Below are 16,946 nucleotides of genomic sequence, written 5' to 3' on the forward strand. Positions count from 1 at the left end.
CGTCATTTATTCCCAGAACGCCGCTTTCATTGCACCGGCGTTCGATTCCGGCTCGGCGTCCAACCGCGTATCGCGCGCCGCGGGCGCAGTCGGCTGGGCGGGTTCGGTCGTCGTGGACTTGATGTCGATCCGTTTGAGGGCAGGCACCTCGATCGGCAAGCGCGTGAAGCGCCCATCCGTTTCGCCTTGCCACGCACTGACGATCACATGCGCGTTGGTCCCGCCGTCGCCGAAGCAGTTGATGCCCGCGACCGCCGGCCACTCGCCCCACGGCGTCAAACGACGATTGAAACGGAACGGCGAAGCCGCGAAGTCGTAGTGCGTCATCGGTTGCTGCGCCGAGAGGAACGGCACGCGCTGCCCGTGGTGCAGCATCAAGATCACCTTGATGAAGCTGGCGATTCCCTCCGCGCTCAAGGGATGGCCGATATTGGGCTTGATCGCACCCAGCTCGCACGGCGCGCCACTATCCGCCCGATACACCGACTCGATCGCCTTCAACTCCAGCAGGTCCGTGACCTCAGAACCTGAACCATTCGCTTCGATATGGCTCACGCTCTCGGGCGTGCGGCCGCTGCGCGCCAGCGCGCTTCGCATCACCTCGCGTTGCGCTTCGATGTTGGGTGCGGCCGGCCCCGCCGTGCGCCCGTCGTTGTTGATCGCCATCCCATCGATCACGCCGTAGATCGCATCGCCGTCGGCCAACGCGTCGTCCAGACGCTTGAGCATGACCAGCCCAACGCCCTCGCCCAACACCGCGCCGCGCGCGCGTTGATCGAATACGTGGAAATGTGGCTCGCGGTTCAAGATGCCGCGCCGCTCGAACAGCCTCAATGCACCATCCGATTGCAGCACACTCGCACCGCCCACCAACGCCGCCTCGATATCGCCGGCCTTCAGCGCCTGGATCGCCATGTTCATCGCGACCAACGCCGACGAACACGCCGTATCCACCACCACGCTCGGGCCGCGCAGGTCGTAGTAGCGCGAGATGTTCGCCGCCAGGTAGTTTTGGCCCACCGTTAGGATCGGGTTGTTCGCTTGCAGGAACGTCTGTTCGTCCGGACGATGCTGGCTCCGAGCGCCCAGATAAACGCCGATCGGCCGCCCCTTCACCTCCGCCAGCCGATAACCGGCGTGATGCCAAAGGCTCAGGCTCTCCTCTAGTAAGAGCAATGCCTGGGGATCCATCGCTCGTGCATCGTCCCGCGAAATGAGGAAGAACTCGGGATCGAAGTGCGTCACGTTATCGAGCAAGCCCGCGTAGTACGTGCTCGATTGCTTTCCCCAACGCGTCTGCGGAATCGCTTTGATCGCGCTTTCGCCGTTTGCCAGCAGTTGCCAGTACGCATCGAGCGTCGGTGCGCCCGGGAATCGGCAGGACAGTCCGACCACGGCAATCTTTGTCGCATGGTCCGGCTTGATGGATGCCGCGAGATGCCTCGGCTCGCGCTGCGGCAGCGACGTCGGAAGTGCTTCCTGTGCGACTTGCACATCTGGCGTCTCGACCTTGGACGTACTTGGCATATCAGGTTCGACGCTATCGCTAGCGTTATCGCTATTGCCCGGCAGCTTGACGGCCAGCGCCTCCCCGTGGGTTTTAACGAGCCAACGCGTCAACGCATTCAGCGTCGAATGCTCGTACACGATCGACGGATCAAGTGGTACGCCTACCGCCGTCGATATCGGCCGCAGCATCTGCGCCAGCATCACCGAATCGGCGCCGTAATCGGGCAACGGCGTATCGGCTTCCACCTCCTCCAGCGTCAGCCTCAACTGCTCAGCCACGAGTGCTTTGAGCCAACTCAGTGCGCGCGTCTCCAGTGCTTCGGCGGCCAACGGCTGCGCGTCGGTCACGACCGACACCGCTGGACGCGTTGGAATGGGCTTGGATGGCACGGGCCGAGACATCAACGCGGACGCATCGAATCGCGATACATCGACGATCGCCGGCATGACCACGGGTCCTAATCCGCGACGCAACACCTCGTCGAGCAACCCCAGCCCCTCCGCATCGGTATGCGTGAGCAGACCCGTCTTTTGATAAGCGGCGCTACGGCTTTCGCCGATCCCGCTCTCCTTCCAGCTCGGCCATTGGATGCTAACCATCCGGTAGCGCTCGGTCCGTGCTTTCGCTTGAGCCACATAGTCCATATAGGCGTTGGCCATCGCGTAATCGGCTCGACCGGTGCCTAAACTGGGGACGACCGCCGATACCGACGAGAAAAGCACCACCGATCGCAGCGGCTCGTTGGCCAGAGCGGCCAATAGCGTTGTCAGGCCTTCGACCTTCGGCCGCAAAACTTCCCGAATCCCCGCCGGCGATTTGCGGATGAGTGCGGGTGTGTTCAGGTCCATACTGCCGGCGGCATGGAACAACGCGCCGATATGGCCAAGGGTCGCCTTGATCGCCGCGAGTTCTCGATTCAGGGCCTGCGTGTCGTCTAGTGCCACAGCACTGACCCGGACCTGCGCGCCTTGCGCCTCCAACGCCTCGATGGCGCGAATCTTTTGGCTCACGGCATCGGTACCGTCCCGGTATGCGCTCCATTGCTCGCGCGCCGGGAGTGCGTCACGCCCGCTCAAAACCAAGCGTTTGACGCCGTATTGCCGAACCAGGTGTTGCGCGCACAAATAACCGAGGCCACGCGTGCCCCCCGTCACCCAGACGACTGCATTCGGTGCGAGGTCGAGCGCATTGCCTTGCATCTCGACGCTGCCTGGCTCCGATTCGGCCAATAGGCTGCGATAGCGAGTGCCCGCGCGGTAGCAGACCTCCGGCTCGTCGCTTAAGGCTTGCAACTCCGCCATGATTTGCTCGAACCAAGCCTGCTCTTGCTGCGCCGAGTCTAAATCGACATGACGGGCCGATATCCGGCCGTACTCGCTTTGCAGCATGCGATACAGGCCTGCGGCCAACGCGCCGGTCGTGTCTTGCGTGCGAGCGTCGAGCGACTCCAAGCCGCACGTGATACCGAGCGCTACGGCGCCGTCTCGCGGGCCTTGCTCCAGCCACTGCTGTAGCCAACCCAACGCAATTTCGTTAAAACCGGCGCCAATACCGGTCAAATCGATCCAGCCCTGCCAATCGGCCCAGTTCGCAGCGACGGCTGTGCCGTTGGACACATCGAGTACTTGTGCTTGACCGAAGCGCTGTGCCAGGCGCGCGGCGATATCCGTCGTCTGTTTATCGGCAACGATAAGCACTGCTGCGCTCGATTGTGGAGTCACGCTCGGCGCGGCAGCTTCCCATTGCTTACTCAAATAGCGAATGCCGCGGCTGCCGGAAGCGCTTGCCGGTGCGTCCGCGCCCGGCGAGGCATCGACAGGTGCGGTCGCGCTCTGTGCGCTCAGCTTGACCCAGTAACGTTGGCGAGCGAACGGATAGGTCGGCAAGCTAATGCGGCGCGGCTTCGCCCCGTCATAGAGCTTGTTCCAATCCATGGTCATGCCCTTGGTCCATAGATCGAGCAGCTTGCCGTACTTGCCCTTGACCACCCACGATTCGATCGCCTGCTGCAAGTCCTCGTCGTTTGCGAACAGCCCCAGCGCTTCCTTGTTTTGCTTGACCTGTCCCGTGTAGACGTCTTCCACGCTGCGGCCGGCGAGGACGGCTTCCAGCTTGTCCCCGAGTGCCTGGACCGAATCGGCCAACAAACCCAGGCGCGACTCCATCGCTTCACGTCCGACCTGCAACGTGTATGCGACGTCGGCCAGATCCGCATCGTTCAACTGCCGCGCTTTCACCGCCTCCAGCAGTTGGCGAACCTGATCTTTCAAACGCTCGTCGCTCTTTGCCGACAGCACGATCACGGCCGGCCGCGACGACGACAGAGGCACCACCGAACTTGCGTCCTCGCTCGGAATGTATTCCTGCAAAATCACGTGAGCATTTGAGCCGCCGGCACCGAAGGCAGATACCCCGGCAATACGCGGATATTCGCGTGCCGGACCGCCATCGATCGATACCACCGGCCGCTTCCATTCGCCGATCTCGCGCTGAACGGCAAACGGCGTCTTTTCGAAGTCGATGTTCGGATTGAGCGTTTCCGAATGCAGGCTCGGCACGAGCGTCTTGTGCTTCATTTGAAGCAGCACTTTCGTGATACCTGCGATGCCCGCCGCGCTTTCGCAATGCCCGATGTTCGATTTGGCCGAGCCGATCGCGCAATACTGGCCTGCGTCGCCGGTTTGCCCGAACGCTTTGCTCAAGCCCGTGATCTCGATCGGATCGCCCAGCGACGTACCCGTGCCGTGGGCCTCGATGTAGCTGATCGTGCGCGGATCCACGCCCGAAGCCTTTAATGCCTGGCCAATGACGCTTGCCTGAGCATTCGGATTCGGCACCGTGTAGCCGTTCGTCTTGCCGCCATGGTTGATCGCCGTGCCCTTGATCACGCCATGAATTTGATCGCCGTCGGCGATCGCCTTCGCCAGCGGCTTGAGCAGCACCGCGCCGACGCCTTCGCCCGGCACATACCCGTCGCCGCCCTCGCCGAAACTCTCGCATCGGCCCTTGCTCGATGCGAACTTGCCGCCCGACAGCAGCAAATACTTATTCGGATGCACCGACACGTTCACGCCGCCTGCGATCGCCAACTCACACCCGCCGCGTTGCAAACTGAGGCAAGCCAGATGCAAGGCCGTCAGCGACGACGAACACATCGTATTGATTGCCAGGCTCGGCCCATGGAAATTGCAGAAGTAAGAAACGCGGTTCGCGATAGACGAAGCGTTGCCGGAAATCGCCAGTCCGCGACCACGCGCCTGCTCCTGCGCGCCATAGAGCTGATATTCCTCGTACATTGCGCCGACGAAGACGCCGACGTTGCCGTCGAGCCCCAACGCCTGGTATCGGCCTAGGCGCTCGCGCGTATAACCCGCATCTTCGAGCGTCTCGTACACGCATTGCAGGAACAGACGCTCCTGCGGATCCATCAACTCCGCTTCGCGCGGCGAGATATTGAAGAACAGCGGATCGAATTCGTCCACGCCTTCGATAAAGCCGCCCCACTTGCTATAACTCTTGCCCGAGCTCTCTTTGTCCGCATCGAAATAGAGACCATGGTCCCAGCGCTCGGCCGGAATTTCACGGATACAGTCCTTGCCTGCCTTCAAGTTCGACCAGAAGGCGTCGAGGTTGCGCGCTTCCGGATACCGTCCGCTCATGCCGATGATGGCGATATCCGCGTCGGTCGCAACGGCTGACGCTTCGCGTGTGGCGATCGTTGCGGCAAAGCGGCGCGTCGTCCTATGCGATGCGGGAAGCGACGACTTCACGTCAAGCGCTTCGCTCGCGGGTGTGGCCATCGGCGAGGCTTTCGGCTCCGTGCCGAACAATGCCGCCAATCGATCGCCATAGGCTTGTTGGAAATGCGCAGCCAACGCTTGGAGATCTTGATATTCGAAGAAGAGCGTTTTAGACAGCGAGCCGAACGACTTCTCCAGTTCGCGAGTCAAGCGCATCGCCATGATCGAGTCGATGCCGTAATCCTCGAGCGGGGCGGCGACATCGATTCGTTCGATCGGCAGCTTGGTGACGTCCGCCAATATCCTTCTGAAGAACGAAAGAACCTTATGCGACCAATCGGCTGAATCCGCTCGAACCGGTGCGACGGACGGCGCCGAAGTTTCCCGTTGCCGCGGTTGCGCGACCGCGTTCAATAGCCGCGAGCGCAAACGACCGACGTCGCCGGCGAGAACGATGACCTGCGTCTCGCCGCACGACCAAGCCTGATAGAACGAGTCGATCCCGGAAGGCGTCGTCAACGCGTTCACGCCGCGCATTTGTCGATGCGCCAATCCCGTCGCATCCACCTGCATCCCGCCCTCGGCCCATAGCGGCCAGTTCAACGAGATAGTGCGCCCGTGCCGCCGCCCCGCCGCCACGAGTGCATTGCGGTACGCGGCGTAGCGGTCCATGAAGCCGTTGGCCGCCGCATAGTCGGCCTGCCCCACATTACCGAACGCACCGGCGACCGACGAAAAGAGCACCAGCCAATCGAGCGCGATGCCGCGCGTTGCTTCGTCCAGCGCCACGAGCCCGGGCACCTTCGGGGCGAGCACAGCCCGCAACTCGGCCGTCGTCTTTTTGAGCAGGAAGTTGTCCCGAAGCACACCGGCGCTATGCACGATCCCGTGCAATGCACCGAATTCATCGACGATTCCGTCGACCAGACCTTGAACCATCAACGCGTCGGCCATATCGGCCCGGCGATAGGCCACCGTGGCGCCCAGCTTGCGCAATTGCGCGAGCTGTGCTTGCTTGTGCTCGTCGAGCGCGGAGCGACCGCTCAGTACCAAGACCGGAGCATGCGCACGTTGCGCGATCTCACGAGCGAACAAGAGCCCCAACCCGCCGGCGCCCCCCGTGATGAGGTATACCCCGCCATCGCGCCACGGCGCTTGCGCCGGTACGCCGGCCGTACCCTCGGTGACCTCTGCCAGCCCCAGCACTTGCCGTTGTCCCGCGACGTAGCGAATCTCCACGTCCTGCGATGCCGCAGCATTCGCCTCGAGCACGGTCAAAATGTCGTCGGCGGCTGCATGTTTGCCGATGCCGATCACCTGGCCGAGCAGCTTCGGATTTTCGAGCCGTGCCGTCTTGAGCACGGCGGCCAATCCCGCCAGCAATTGGGCTTCGCCTTCGTCGGCGATCAAGACTTGTACGAGCACGTCGCCCGTAGGCTTGGCTTGCAGCACGACTTGCAGCAAAGCCAACATTTGCGTGGTAGCCGATTCGTAGCGTGTCGCTATGCCGCCCTCGCCGCGCAACACCTCGCATTGCGCCTGCGGTAGCCGCGCTTCGACATGTCCGGCTAAGGCTTCGAACGCTTCGCCCAGCAGAACCCAACGCTGGGCATAACCGGCGCTCGCCTCGGCTTCGACCGCTTGGGCAAGCCACTGCGGCTTGAGCAGCAGCGTTCCCACGGGAGCCGCTTGCGTCGCTTCGGCTGCGTCGACCACCCGGGAGGTGAAACCCTGGAGACGGGCACACAAACGCCCCTCGTCATCCATCAGATCGATATCGAGCTTGCGCACGGCACTGTTGACCGTACAGCCCGGGCTGTATCGCACCCAGGCCCATGCGTTCGACGGAGCGGCGTCCCACACGTCGAGCCGCTCCAATGCGAACGGCAACGACATTTTGCTGCTCGCCTCGCCGGACTCGCCCAAGCGAACACCGAGCGAGGCTTGCAGCGCCGCGTCCATCACGCTCGGGTGCAATACGAACGGCTCGGCGGCCACGCCTGCCGGAATCGCGAGTTGAGCCAGCACCTGCGGTTGCCCTTGGCTATCGCGCCCGATGTGCAACGACTCGATCGCACGGAAGCTCTCTCCATAGTGCAATCCGCGCTCGTCGAACAACGCATAGCATTGCGTACGGTCCACGCGCTTGTCCGCGCATTGCGCGCGCAGCGTCTCCACCGCGATCGCAGCCGGCGGCGCGGCTTCGCCTAATTGCGCCCGCCCCTGCGAATGCAGCACCGCCTCGGCGTCGCCATCCGCTTGCGTGAAAACTTCGTACTCGATTTCGCCGCCCTCTTGCGGTATGAGGGCGACATGCACCGTTTGTCCGGCATCGCCCACGACTAAGGGCCGTGCGAACACGACCTGCTTAAGCGCGATACCGATGGGACTGTCGGGCGGAATCTCGGCCGCGCGTGCGACGGCGGCACGCACCATCTCCAGGTGCGCAACCCCGGGCAGCACACGCTGCCCCTGTACGACGTGGTCGCGCAGGAAAAACTCATCGCCCTTGAAGGTCGAGCTGAAGCGCTGTTCGTTGAGCGTCGATGTGTTCTCGTGCAGCAGCGGATGCAGCACGACACGTCCGGCCGCGACGCGTTCGTTCGTCTGCGGCACCCAGTAGCGTTCATCCGCGAACGGATAGGTGGGCAAGCTAATGCGCCGTGGCCGATGCTTGCCGTACAGCTTGCGCCAGTCGACGATCAATCCTTTGGCCCACAACTCCAGCAGCTTGCCGAATTTTCCGCGCGCGATCCATTTCTCGACGGTTTCCTGAAACTCTTCGTCGTCGATGATGAGCGACAGAGAATCTTTATCGCGCTTGACCTCGCCGCGATACAAGCCGGCGATGTGCTTTTGCCCCGCAACGAACGCGCCGAGCTTGGTCTTCAATTCTTCGAGCGATCGTACCGACATCGCCAGACGAGCCTCCATCGGCTCGCGTCCGACCTGTAGCGTATAGGCGATATTCGACAAATCGGCTTCGGCGATATGCGGTGCTTCGATGAACGCCAGAAGCTGCGCGGCTCGCGCATTCAAGCGTTCTTCGTTTTTCGCCGACAAGACGATCAACGCGGCTGCGCCCTCCATAGCGCTTCCCGGGCTCGCGAGCCGCTTCGCGTCGTCGACGTACTCCTCCAGCACGATATGCGCATTCGTCCCGCTGATCCCGAACGAGCTCACCGCGGCCCGCCGCATGTGCCCCTGCGGCGCGTGCCACGGCGTCAATTCCGTCCCGACGAAGAACGGCGATGCGGAGAAATCGAAATGCGAATTCGGTTTGCTGAAATGAATCGACGGCGGAAGCTCCCCATGCTTCATCGATAGAAGCACTTTCTGCATCCCGGCCACGCCGGCCGCAGCCGTCACGTGGCCGATATTGGTTTTTACGGAGCCGATACGGCAGTAATTCTTTTTATCGGTCCAGCTGCGAAATGCCGTTGCCAATGCCTCGAGCTCGATCGGATCGCCCAGCTTGGTGCCGGTGCCGTGCATCTCTACATAGCTGATGCTTTCCGGATTGATATCGTGAGTCCGATAGATCTCGCGGCACAGGTCCACTTGACTCGGCAGGCTCGGCGCCGTAATCCCATTTGTCTTGCCGTCTTGATTGATGCCCGATCCGATGATGAGGCCATGAATGTTGTCCTCATGCGTCTTGGCATCGCTCAATCTTTTCAATATCAAAACGCCCGCGCCCTCGCCGGGCACGATGCCGTCGGCGCGATCGTCGAACGTCTTGCATCGACCGTCCGGCGACAGCATGCCCGAGGCCGACATGAGTATGTACAACTCGGGGGTGAGATAAAGACTGATCCCGCCCACGATCGCCATGTCGATCTCGTGGCGCTGTAGTGCCTGAATGGCCAAATGCGCACCGACCAATGACGAAGAGCAAGCCGTATCCAATGCGACGGCGGGCCCGCGCAAGTTCAGGCGATACGAAATGCGGGATGCCGCGATAGCGCAGCTGTTGCCGATTCGATCGGCCACGCCTCGCCCCGTATTTCTGAGCAAGCTCGCGTATTCGTTGTTGCTGATGCCGAGATATACCCCGCACCGCGCACCGTTCAGTTCGCTTTGCGTATAGCCGGCATCTTCCAGCGCGCGGTAGGCCTCTTGCAGGAAGATCCGCTGCTGCGGGTCCATGACTTCCGCTTCCGCCGCGGACAAGCCGAAAAACAGCGGATCGAATTGATCGACGTCATCCATGACGCCCAGCCATTTGCTGTACGTCTTACCGTCCTGGTTTTGCCGTGCATCGAAATACTGATCGACGTCCCAGCGCGCAGCGGGGATTTGCGTCACCGCATCGCGGCCGTTCGCGAGGAGTTCCCAGTAAGCGTCCAAGCCGCTCGCACCGGGGTAGCGACCGGACATCCCGACGATCGCGATCCGCTCGGATCCCGTGGATCGTTCCGCGGGCCCTGCGTACGAATGAGCGGCCGTCTCTTGAGCCGGAACGCCCGAAGGCGCATCGGGAAGTTCGTTGCGTTGACCGCCGTCCGCTTCCGATGCCGGCTCGCTGGACCCCGCCATAGCCGAAGCACTTGTTGCGGGTCCCGAATCGACGCGCTCCGGCTGCACGTCGCCGCTATCCGCCAACGCATCGCCCAACACTTCGGCGACGTGTGCAGCGAATTGCCGCAATGTCGGGTAAGCGTAAATGACCGTGGCCGAGAGCGACGTGCCGTAGCGTTTGTTGATCGCGCTAACCCATTCGACACCGCTGATAGAGTCCAAACCAAGGTAGGCGAACTGCTTATCGGCACCGACGTCGGCCTTGTCCATAAACAGTGCATCGGCAAGGCTTTGCGCCAACTCATCGAGCAACTGTTCAGATGCGGCTGCGGACACACGCCCCCGCGACGAATCGACCGGTTTGCTGATCGCACCCGTTTGAGCCGCTTTCGACGGTAACTGCGGTGACGACAATTCTGGCAGAGAGATTTTTTTCGGCCGGCTGACGTCGGCTAATTCCAATACCCGTGTCGTCAATGGTACGTGCGGTTTCCCCGCTTGCGACACGGAACGCAATTGGAGCCCAGCGGGTTTGTCGCGCCCTGCGGTGGTGTCGACGGCCGGCCGCGAAGGCACCGCGGCGGGCGGGGCGACCACGGTCGCTCTTTCCGGCGTTGGCGTGCTTTTCTTACCTTCCGGCAGCCAATAACGTTCGGTGGCGAACGGGTAGGTCGGCAATCCAATGCGTTTGGGCGTTGCGCCCGATGCATAGAGCTCGGTCCAATCGAAATCGCAGCCTTGAACCCATAGGTCCAGCAATGTTTCGTACTGACCGCTAGCGACTGCGTGATGCAGGACTCGGCTCGCATCGGCGATTTCGGATTTTCCTGCCGACGTGGCACCGGTTGCTTCGATAAGGCCGAAATGTACGCGTTCGTTCGTCATCCCTTGCGACAAGAATTCACAGAGTGCGGCCGTGAGTTCGTCGATCGAATCGCAGACGATCGCCAACCTGGCCTCCATCGCCTCGCGCCCCACCTGAAGCGTATACGCGAGATCGGCGAGCCGAACATCGGCGAGCGATTGCGTCTCGAGTGCAGCAAGCAGTTGCTCGACCTTGACTTCGAGTCGTTCGCGATTCTTGGCGGAAAGCACGACGATGGCCGGTCCGCGCGGCTCGTTCGGCACGGACCTAGCGCCTTGCACGTATTCCTGGACGATCACGTGGGCGTTCGATCCGCCCGAGCCGAAACTGCTGACGCCGGCAATCCGCGCAGATTGGCCGGCAACAAGGTCCCAAGGCTTACGCGTTTGCACGACGTAGAACGGCGAATCGGTCAGTGTGATGCCCGCATTCAGCGATTTGAAGTTGGCCAGGGGCGGCAAGATCCGGCGCTGCATCGACAGCGCGATTTTGACCAAGCCGGCAAGCCCGGCCGCCGCCTCCAAATGACCGACGTTCGTCTTGATCGAACCCAGCCCGCAATACCCCGCTTTCTCTGAAATCTCAGGAATAGCGAGCTGAGCGAATGCGTCTTTGAGCCCTTTGACTTCGAGCGGATCGCCCAGCGCCGTTCCCGTGCCATGGGCTTCGACATAACTGAGTTCCTGGGCCCCGATTCCGGCCGAGGCGCAAGCCTGAACGATTAGATCGGCTTGCTTCACCGGGTTCGGCACGGTCAAACCCGCCGCCCGACCGCCATGATTGGTCGCGCTGCCGCGGATGACCGCATAAATACGGTCTTGGTCGCGCATTGCTGCCTGCACCGGCTTGAGGAGAACAACTAACGCGCCTTCGCCGCGAACGTAGCCGTTGGCGGCTCCGTCGAACGTTTTGCACGATCCGTCTACCGAAAGCATCCCCGCTTTGTAGTAGGCGATCGTCGTGCTGGGATGGCACATGATGTTGATACCGGCGACCAATGCCTGATCGCAACTGCCCGATTCGATCGCTCTGACCGCTTCATGAACGGCGACGAGCGAGCTCGAACATGCGGTATCGACCTGGATGCTGGGCCCGGTCAAATCGAAGAAATACGACAATCGATTGGCGAGTATCGCCATCGAGCCGCAAAGGGCGAACTGTGCGTCGACATCCCCATCGGATTGTTCCGCCAACCGGAGGTGATATTCGGATCCGCTCGCCCCGACGAATACGCCCGTCTTCGTTCCCGACAGCGCGCTGGGCGTCACGCCCGCGTCCTCCAAGCACGCCCAGCAAAGCTGCAATAGCTGGCGTTGCTGGGGGTCCATCAACCTCGCCTCTTTCGGGGAAAGGCGAAAGAACGCGGGATCGAAGCGCTCGACATTCTCTAGGAACGCACCGCGATCAATCCCTTTGTGCTTATCGAGCGGGTCGATATTGGCCGGCCATTGCCACCGCCCTTCAGGCAGCGTTCCGACAACGCTTCGCCCTTCTTCCAGCAACGCCCAGAGCTGCTCGGTGTTCGTCACTCCGCCGGGCAACAAGCAGCCGATACCGACGATCGCGACGCCGCGCAGAGACTCGGGCGAGTCGACGAGCGCGGCCCCGTCAGCTCCGGCGTCATTCGAGTTTTCCAAAGCGCGCGAGCCGCCTTCCTGCTCGCTTTCTTCGATTTGCGATTCGAGCACGGAGGCCAGGTACGAAACGATCCGCTCACCCGTGTTGTGCTCGAAGAAGAATACCGGGTCGACCGACACGCCTAGCTCGGCGGCAATCGCTTCCCGTAAGCGCAACAGATCGGCCGAATCCAACCCTGCCTCGAACAGCGGCACGTCGAACGCAATCGCCGCGCCGTTTTCGTTCAGCAGCGCGGCGACGGTCTGCCTGATTCGCTTTTCGACGTCGATCCGCTTGCCGCGCAGGCCTTCTTCGTTGACGTTCGACCTGCCCGCGTCGCTCAGTGCAATCTCGCTACGTCGGCGCTTATCGACGTCGTACCACACGAGCACGCCGTACCCGTCGTTAGGCGTATCGTTGGGACGATAGGCCGGGATCGCTGCTTTGATCGTTGCGCCGTGAAGTTCGTGAAACCGTAGAATCGGGTCGACCAATACGCCCTTCGAATTGCGTGTCCGTATGTATTCCCCGATCGCCAAATCCGGATGCTTATGGAAGTCCTTGCAACGCGTGACGCCGATAACGGTCGAGACGCCCGGCATCAGCATGCATCGCTGCAACGCGAATTCGAGCAACTGGTCGCCGCAGCTTCGATCTTGCATCTCGGGCAGCACGTTTAGCGCCAGTAACTGAAGCGTCGATCCCGTATCGCGGTGCAGTCGATGCACGGTCAATGCCGTTTGGCCATGCATGTCTTCGGTATCCACACGTTGCGAATACAGCACGGCCACCGGCTTGCCGGCCCATTCCAGCACGAGTTGACCTTCGGGGTAGACGTTCACTCGATGCTTGATTCGCTCGGCCGGTGAACGGACTCCCGGCGCCCAGCAGCGGCGCTCGAGTTGGATCAGCGCGGCGAAGTCGGACTGCGTTGCATAGCGGACGCGGTACTCGCGCTTTTTAAAACGGCCGACCAACGCGCCCGTCGACTCGGCACCCGACGGCGCTTTGTGCAACGACTCGGGAAAGAGGCCGAGATCGGCCATTGCCATCAGGAATGTTTCGGCGTCGCACGCCGCATTGTCCGACGATGGGACGGCCCGGGCCGAGCCGAACGGCGATACGAGCGCGACCAAGCCGTGCCCGGCAAGCAGCGCGCTATCGTTGCGATCGAGTTTTCGCAATAACGATACCGACGCCGACGCATCCCCCGCGAAAACGAACACGGCGTCCGACGGCGCCTGCACGCCGAGGCGATGCAATTGCGTTTGCAGGCGATGCGGATGCTCGTCATCCTCGGTCAAGAGCACGTGATCGATGCCTTGAAGGTTTCGATCGAGCAACGATTGGCGCGCAGGGTCGGGATGAACGCCGACGTACGTCAAAGGATATTGTGCGAGTTGCCGGCCACGCCGCGTCTTTTCTTCAATGAGGCGATGCAACCGGTTGAGTCGGGCGCCATCGCCGCAGGCCAGGTCCACGAGAAATTTCGGCTGTGACCGAATGGGTTGCGCGTCGAATATCGCCAGGATCGCGGCGTCGAAATCCGCGGCGCTTTTCTCTTCTACAGCCAATGTATTCATGGCGGTCGGCCCACTTGCAGTTAATTTTTCGACTTCTTCACACAACCCGAGCCAGCCCCGCCTCTCAAGGAGAGAGGCCCGGGCGGCTCATCGCGAGAGAGGGGTGTTATCCGAGCCTATCGGCAAGCGCCCCGACCGCCGCCGCGGGAGCGGAGACATGATCGGGGCCAGTCCGTTGCAAGCTCGTGAACCACGTATGAAGGTGCTCTGCCGCACCCTCCATGATCCTGTGCGCGATATCCGCCACGTGACGGTTGCGCCACGACTCGATGGCTGATCCTTTGACCCATTGATTGAACGAACCGAGTGCCGGTCCACATTGAATCTGATAGTCGACCTTATGCTCTTCCAAGCCGCTCAAAGCGACTCGAGTGCTATAGGCGAAGTACCACCGGAAGATGAGCGCCATCTTCTGCTTGGGGAAGCGCTCCAATTCCTCGGACGTCTTGCGGCCGCTGCGTATGTAATATTCCTTCGTTTCTCGCCATACGTCCGCGAAAGAGCGTTTGAAGTATTTTTCTTCTATTTGTTTGCGCGTCTTTTCGTCGATCTCGTCGATCGATCCATGCCGGTGGTAAAGCTCATAGAGCTTATTGGCCCGCGCCGGAAAAAATACGCCCTTTCTCAGCACCTGAACCTTCGCGCCCATCTCGAACTTATCGCCGGCCGGCGCGTAATCGGTGTCTTGCACCTCCGCGTCCTCGAGCATGTCCTTCACGATATCGGGCGCGCCGGCCTCGACCGTGCATTGATTGATCGAGCCGGTAACGATGAAGTCCGCGCCCATGACGAATGCCGCCGCCGCCGCCATCGGCGTACCGATTCCGCCGGCGGCGCCAATGAGGATCGAATTGCGGTAGCCATGACGCTCCATAGCGTCGCGCCGAAGACGCAATACGGCGGGTACCAGTGCATAGGCCACCCCTTGGTCCGTATGACCGCCCGAATCCGCTTCGATGCAGATGTCGTCGGCCATCGGGATCAACGGCGCGAGGGCAGCTTCTTCCTGCGTCAATTGGCCAGCTGCGACCAACTGACTGACGATCTCGCTCGGCGCGGGATCCATGAACGCGGCCGCCACCTCGGGCCGCGACACTTTCGCCAACACGCGATTGGGCTTGTGCAGACTGCCGTCCGGATTGCGGCGCAATCCTTTCAGCCGGTAGCGAACCAACGGACGCGTAATTTGCATGTAGGCAGCCGCCTCGACGCGGCGGATGCCGTGCTTGAAGAAAAGCTGCACCATGAGTTCTTCACGGTCCAGATTGCCCGGGGTATGCATGAGATTCATACCGTACGGAGCATGCTCCGGCACGCGCGCTTGGATATCGCGGATCGATGCTTCGATGAAGTCCACCTCGAGCCCGCCCGTGCCGAAATAGCTCATCAGACCGGCGTTCGCCATGGCGACGACGAGATTGGCCGAGGCAATTCCTTTGTACATCGCTCCCGAGCAATAGGCGTACTTCACACCGTAAGCGGCTCGGAATTCGGGGCTACCCAGGACCTGCGCCGAAATGCCGGGCACGCTGTGCGCTGAGATGTCACGCATAATCATGAATATTTCACCGAGATTGATAAGGTTCGCTTGGCGATCAAAACGCGCTTGGCGCGCGATGCCGAATCGGGAAGAAAACGCTCAGGCCCGACGCACTACACCATCGAGAAGCGTCGGATCAATGAATTCGCGGAAAGGAAGCCGCGCCGAAATGCAGCGGCCGGCCTCGCGAAGCGAAGCCGATATGACGAAACGATGTATTGCAACGATCTTGGGCGATAAAGCCTCGCCGATTACCCGAGACATGGGCGTTGCGACTGAACTTCACCAAGGCTTCACATCCACAGCCCGCGCCCGGCCGTACCGCAAACGACTGCTCAAGACTCTCGAACGCAAGCAATTCCATGTCATCTCCGAGGTGTTGCACCGTTGGTGCATCAACGTCACACGCGCTCGAAGATCGAGCCGATGAAGGAGTGGCGCGAAGGATCCACCGCCATTTCGACGGCATCGTCGCTGTAACTACACCCAGGCCGAGGCGGCACTTCGAGGTGAACCACCGCGCCGGCATGCTTCATATCAATTTACTGCTAGGCTGCCCAATTCCCTTGTTCAATACGATTCTATTGACAGGATGTTGTGACAAATCTAATCCATCACCGCCGAATCGAATACACCACGAGCGACTGCAGCGCGTGAGAATGCCTTATGCAACGCCATACGGAGCACGCGACTTTTCCCATCGCGCTCCGGCGACATTTCAAAGGGTGATTTCCGGCTGTTAGGGTGCTGTGAACAATCCGTAATGCGTCGCTAATTTTGGTAGGGGAAACCCCCGGGGTATAGCTGTCAATTCTGGTAGGAGAACTCGTAGGGGGATAGCTGCCAAATCTAGTAGGTGAAATTCGAATGAGTTTATGTGAGTGTCTACGCGCCCGCCGTCGGCCGCACAGCGGAACGGCGATATCATCTACGCCAGCTCGGCGGATAAGTCTTGTCGAAGTAAGGCAAGCGCTCGATCCGTCGCATCCATGCCGTGAGCTTGGGCGGAATCTGGATCTCCATCCCCAATCGCGACAGTGGGCGGCTTAACGAAATCAAAATCGCCAGGCGAGGATACAACGAGAAATCCGCCGCCGAGATCGGCCCCGCGAGGTAATCGTCAAGCAGTTGATTTTCAAAATATTTCAACTCAGCCTTGCACGCTTGCACATCGTCGTGAATTTCGCTTTGAACCCAACGCTCGCGGGGGTTGAAAAACAATTGATTCGTCAGCCGGTGGCTCGGAATGCTAACGTATTCGTCAATCTCGCGGATGAGCTGCCGAATCGTTCCGCGTGCCGAGGCGTTCCCCGGAAAGAGCTTCGGCGCGTCGGGGAACCGGTCGTCGAGGTATTCCAAAATCGCGGCGGATTCGTAGAGCACATAGCCGTCGTCCACCAAGACGGGGACCTTGTTTCGCGGATTGAGCTTGATGAATTCGGGCGTGCGCGTATCGCCGGCGGAAAACGACAATAGTCTCAGCTCGTAGGGTATCGCTTTGTGCTCGAGCCCCAGCCATACGCGCCAGGCGTACGGCGACCCGGAACCACAGTAGAAAGTGACGCTCATC

At 61.1% G+C, this 16,946-nt stretch carries 4 protein-coding genes; all 4 read right to left on the reverse strand.

What is annotated here, in order from left to right; all coding sequences use genetic code 11:
* Nucleotides 1-6: 6 nt before the first annotated feature.
* Complete coding sequence (locus tag AB1286_RS26630; RefSeq protein ID WP_430366215.1) at nt 7-13,836, reverse strand: SDR family NAD(P)-dependent oxidoreductase; 13,830 nt, start codon at nt 13,834-13,836, stop codon at nt 7-9.
* A 106-nt stretch (nt 13,837-13,942) separates the two neighbouring features.
* Nucleotides 13,943-15,394 carry a PfaD family polyunsaturated fatty acid/polyketide biosynthesis protein gene (locus tag AB1286_RS26635; protein ID WP_430366216.1) on the reverse strand — a complete coding sequence of 484 codons (1,452 nt, stop codon included), beginning with the start codon at nt 15,392-15,394 and terminating at the stop codon, nt 13,943-13,945.
* A 383-nt stretch (nt 15,395-15,777) separates the two neighbouring features.
* The gene (locus AB1286_RS26640; RefSeq protein ID WP_430366217.1) at nt 15,778-15,912 is read right to left on the reverse strand and encodes a hypothetical protein; all 135 of its coding nucleotides are present in this window, start codon (nt 15,910-15,912) and stop codon (nt 15,778-15,780) included.
* Between the two features lie 388 nt (nt 15,913-16,300).
* Entirely contained in the window at nt 16,301-16,945 is a 645-nt protein-coding gene (locus tag AB1286_RS26645; RefSeq protein WP_430366218.1) for a glutathione S-transferase family protein, read from the reverse strand.
* Between the last annotated feature and the right edge of the window lies 1 nt (nt 16,946).

It is taken from the genome of Trinickia sp. NRRL B-1857 (genome assembly GCF_050470685.1).
Taxonomy (GTDB): domain Bacteria; phylum Pseudomonadota; class Gammaproteobacteria; order Burkholderiales; family Burkholderiaceae; genus Trinickia.